This is a genomic window from Bacillus sp. GMs2/2 (assembly GCF_050172095.1).
In the GTDB taxonomy this organism is placed as follows: Bacteria; Bacillota; Bacilli; order Bacillales; family Bacillaceae_G; genus Bacillus_A; species Bacillus_A cereus.
Genome location: NZ_JBNLYE010000331.1, coordinates 1 through 4,366, shown reverse-complemented (window position 1 = coordinate 4,366; position 4,366 = coordinate 1). Strand labels below are relative to the sequence as shown.

Sequence of the window (4,366 nt, the reverse complement as noted above, 5' to 3'; positions counted from 1 at the left end):
AAAAGGGACAATGACTGCAACTGATTTAAAGGGAATAAAGGTAGCATTTTTACATGATATTTTCAATAATTCATCAATTGTAATCGTAATGTTTATTGTGATAAGCGTGTTTCTTATTCAACTTGATATTTTTCCTACAGTCGTCTCGTTTGGTGTCACTAGGTTGCAATTTTTGATTGGTTCAATATGTTTTAATTTATTGCAATCAGCATTGTTTTCATGTCTTCAAGCTTTGTTTTTACAGGATACATTTTATAAAACAGAACATGTAAATTTAGGAGCATCTGCAATTGAACAATTCTTTGTACAATTCATATTTTATAGTACATTAGCTTGTTTATTCCAATCAACAACTATTGTTCAGAAAAGATTTAATTGGTTCGGATTGGCCTTTAGTATAATAGTTTTATTCGGATTGGCGAGTACAATGTATGCAGGGATAGGTATAAAAGAGTTGGTGTTTATTAATAGTAAAATGTTACTAGAAATACCTAATTTCATATTAGTTTCGATAGTTCTTATTTGCATATATATTGTAATTAGCGCTCTATTTATTCGTAAGGTTTCGTTTGAAGATACAATTTAAATACAATTATTTTAGGGGAGAAGGAAGAGTAAATGGGAGATACTTCTTCATTAATAACCGTTTTTTTATGCATTGCACTACTAATATTTTGGCGTCGTTATCGCTCCATGTATAAGCCAATAAAGGGATCGGGAAAACGTATTTTATGGCCATTACTATTTTTAACACCAGGTATTGTATGGATTTTAGGTCCCGTACATCCAGCTGTACTACAAGTGGCTATAGCAGCATTTATTGGGATTCTTTTCTCTGTACCACTTATAGCACTAACAAATTATGAGCGAAGAGATGATGGGAATATTTATACGAAAAAAAGTGCAGCTTTTTTAATTACTTTTATTGCACTTGTCGTTTTAAGATATGGTTCAAGACAATTTATCGTTGATTTAGATCAACAAACGATTGGTTTATTATTTTACGTTGTTGCTGTCTCGTATATTATTCCATGGAGAATTGCTTGTTATATAAAGTTTAGGAAAGTTTGGCGGGAAAATAATAATCATGCTATATGAAAACTTCTCATTTGAGAAGTTTTTTTATTTTTATAGGTAAGCAAAACAAGTTGTTGAAGGGCAGGCTGTCATAGAATATGATACATATTATAATGAGGAAAAGTTGAGGGGATAAAAATGCGTACAATTTTACTTTTTCTAAACAACATGTCCATCGATAAAATAGAGAACATTAGACATAAACATGATCCTTTATTTGGATTAATTCCACCGCATATAACAATCGTATTCCCGTTTAAGAGTAATATTTCAAATGATGAATTAAAATCTCATATTTTTAATGTATCAAAAGGGGGAGGCAAAATTGAAATTGAGTTTGCAAATCGTATCACTAGCGTAGGAAACTATTTGTTTTTAGAAGTTGATAGAGGAAGAAAACAAATAGAAGAACTACATGATAGCCTGTATACAGGACCTTTATTACAATTTTTGAAAGAAGACATTCCGTACATCCCGCATGTAACAGTCGGAAGAAAAGAAAGTGCCAAATTAGCTGCTGAAGTAGTGAAGGAGATTCCTAGTTTTCATGGGAAGTTAAATTGTGTGATTGATAGAATAAGCGTGGAGCGAATTAAAGAGAACGGGGAATCAATTATTGAATTTGAAGTGCCATTTTTAAAAAGCTGACAAAAGTCAGCTTTTTATTTCGTAGCATGAAGTAATGCACCAATTGCACCGCTATTACCACCATCTTGTAAAAAGATTGGTGTTTTATTTTGATATTCGGTGTAGCTACTTATAATATGTTGAAGTTGTACGTTATTACATAAAGTCGAACCAATATAAATAATATGTTTAATGTTTTTTGTTTCAGCGAATTGAAGGCTTAATGCAGTAACGACTTCACCGACAAGTCCTTGTATAGTAGCAAGTATGTCTGAGCTATTATATTTCGATTCTGAAATAGCGGCTTTACCAAAATTGCTAGCAGTTAAGCTATTATCAATAGGTGAGAGAATACCACCATAAATATCTCCAACCGTAATATCTAGTTCTTTTCTAGATCCTACTTTTGTTAGAGGAATTACATCTTCAAAATGATCTATATTTGTTAACAATTTTGAAAGTCCCATAATAGTTCCACCGCCAACTCCGGTTCCACCAGCGCGAATATATTGTTCATTATAAACATAATGGATAGAAGTACCTGTACCGATATTGGTTAAAATAAAATTGTTTATAGTGTGTTTTTCTTCTTTTAATATGTATTGGACACCTGCAAGAGTAGATTCAAATTCGTTTAGCTCTATTATTTTATATGAACCTGTAAGCAGATGCTGTAATAGTTTCGATTTACCACCCGTAATACATATTTGTTTTATGCCATTGTTGTTTTTAATCCAATTTATTATTTTATGTTGTTCATGTGAATAAAATTTTTCAAAAGTTAATAGCTTTTTTTCGTTAAAATAAGCTATTTTCGTTAATGTGCCTCCAGCATCGATACCGATAGTACGTTCCATTTTCCTGCTCCTAACTACGTAATATGTTTTCCTATTTACTTAATTGGTTGAGAATAGATATTTCCAACTGATATAAGGAACACTTTAATCTGCTTGATATATTAATAGTTTTTCTATAGTTACAATAGGCTGGTCGTTTACAGTTGCAATACCTTTACCAAGAATAAAACCTCGGCGATTGCGCGTTAGCTCATAATGTAAATCAAGTTTATCACCGGGATATGCTTTTCCGTGGAATTCAACTCCATCTAAAGAGGAGAGAAATCCTAGTCCTTCAGAATCACTTGTATGTACAAATGCACTAAGCTGGGCAAGTGATTCTACAATTAACATATGAGGCATATGTTTTTGACTATCATTTATAAACCATTCGTTATTTGTAATGAGTTTATATCCTGTAACGGATTCACCTTGTTTTACATTTGTTACTTTATCAATCATTAAAAATGGATAACGATGGGGAAGCGTGTCTTTAATATGCATATGAAAGTACCTCCAATTAATAATACCCCTGCTAAAGTTAAGCAGGGGAGTGGGAACTAATTTTTAACTAATTCATCTACTTTTTCAAGGACGAAAATGCCGCTATTTCTAATATTTTCAACAACTTGTTGCAAAACTTCTTTATCTTGAACGAGTGCAATACGTACGAAGCCTTCTCCATGAGGTCCAAATGCATGACCAGGTGTAACAACGACATTCGCACGATCCATTAATGCATAAGCGAAGTCTAGAGAAGTCCATCCTTGTGGAATTTCAGCCCAGACAAACATACTACCAGCTGGCTTATCGACATTCCAGCCAAATGTTCGGAATCCATCGACTAAAGTATCTCTCCGTTCTTGATAAATATCGCGGTTTTTCTCACAAAATGCAGCTCCATTTCTTAGTGCTGCAGATGCCGCTTTTTGAATTGGTAAAAATACACCGTAATCGGTATTAGATTTAAATTGAGTAAGTGCACGAACAATTTCTTCGTTTCCAATCATATATCCAATACGGCTACCTGCTAAACTATAACTTTTTGACAAAGAATTAATTTCTACACCAACTTCTTTAGCACCAGGTACAGAGAGAAAGCTAATTGGCTTATTACCATCGAAATAAAATTCAGCATAAGCAAAATCATGGACAACGATAATATTATGCTTTTTCGCGAATGCGATTACTTCTTTAAAGAAATCTTCATGAGCCATTGCTGGAACGGGATTCCCTGGGAAGTTTAAAATCATCATCTTCGCTTGATCGGCAATTTCTTCAGGGATGACTTCTAAGTCTGGTAAGAAATCATTCTCTTTCGTTAAAGGCATGTAGTAAGATGTTGCACCAGCCATTTGAATACCTGTTTCATAAGCTGTATATCCTGGATCAGGAACTAATATAATATCACCTGGATTTGCATAAACCATAGGTAAATGAACGAGCCCGTCTTGTGAACCCATTAATAATAAAACTTCTTTATCCGCATTTAATAAAACGTTATGAGTGTTGTTGTAATATTCAGTTACAGCTTCGTGAAATTCTTGAATACCGGATAATGTATACCCGTAGCTCTCTTTTTCACTCGCTGTATGTACCATTGTTTCTCTTACAAAATCAGCGGGCGGCATATCAGGATTTCCGATGCTCAAATCAATCATGTTATGACCTGCTGCAATTTTTTCTTTTTTATAGGCTCCTAATTCACTAAATATAGAAGATTGGAATGCTTTCATTCTAGTTGCTAACGTGTAAGTCATCAAAACCCCTCCTAAAAACAGTGCTTTCATTCTGCGTTTTTAATTATTCTGAAAACACATGTTTAC

The 4,366-nt window shown here is 33.4% G+C and carries 6 protein-coding genes; 3 read left to right on the top strand and 3 right to left on the bottom strand.

What is annotated here, in order from left to right:
- The 3 genes from ACQGS6_RS23615 to ACQGS6_RS23605 all read left to right on the top strand — a co-directional run.
- A partial coding sequence (locus ACQGS6_RS23615) for a DUF4052 family protein (protein ID WP_426965698.1) occupies positions 1 to 586 on the top strand: 586 nt, incomplete at its 5' end.
- A 32-nt stretch (positions 587 to 618) separates the two neighbouring features.
- Positions 619 to 1,098, top strand: a complete 480-nt coding sequence (locus ACQGS6_RS23610; protein WP_003312345.1) for a CcdC family protein — start codon at positions 619 to 621, stop codon at positions 1,096 to 1,098.
- Positions 1,099 to 1,215: 117 nt separating this feature from the next.
- Complete coding sequence (locus ACQGS6_RS23605) at positions 1,216 to 1,725, top strand: 2'-5' RNA ligase family protein (protein ID WP_001259208.1); 510 nt, start codon at positions 1,216 to 1,218, stop codon at positions 1,723 to 1,725.
- A 14-nt stretch (positions 1,726 to 1,739) separates the two neighbouring features.
- Here the strand turns inward: ACQGS6_RS23605 and coaW are convergent, their stop codons facing one another.
- From coaW to ACQGS6_RS23590, 3 genes are all read right to left on the bottom strand, one after another.
- A complete protein-coding gene (gene coaW, locus ACQGS6_RS23600) occupies positions 1,740 to 2,561 on the bottom strand; it encodes a type II pantothenate kinase (protein WP_426965697.1) in 822 nt (273 codons plus the stop codon).
- 84 nt (positions 2,562 to 2,645) lie between these two features.
- Entirely contained in the window at positions 2,646 to 3,044 is a 399-nt protein-coding gene (locus ACQGS6_RS23595) for a 3-hydroxyacyl-ACP dehydratase FabZ family protein (protein ID WP_000547659.1), read from the bottom strand.
- A 56-nt stretch (positions 3,045 to 3,100) separates the two neighbouring features.
- Positions 3,101 to 4,300 carry an LL-diaminopimelate aminotransferase gene (locus tag ACQGS6_RS23590; RefSeq protein ID WP_426965696.1) on the bottom strand — a complete coding sequence of 400 codons (1,200 nt, stop codon included), beginning with the start codon at positions 4,298 to 4,300 and terminating at the stop codon, positions 3,101 to 3,103.
- Positions 4,301 to 4,366: the final 66 nt, after the last annotated feature.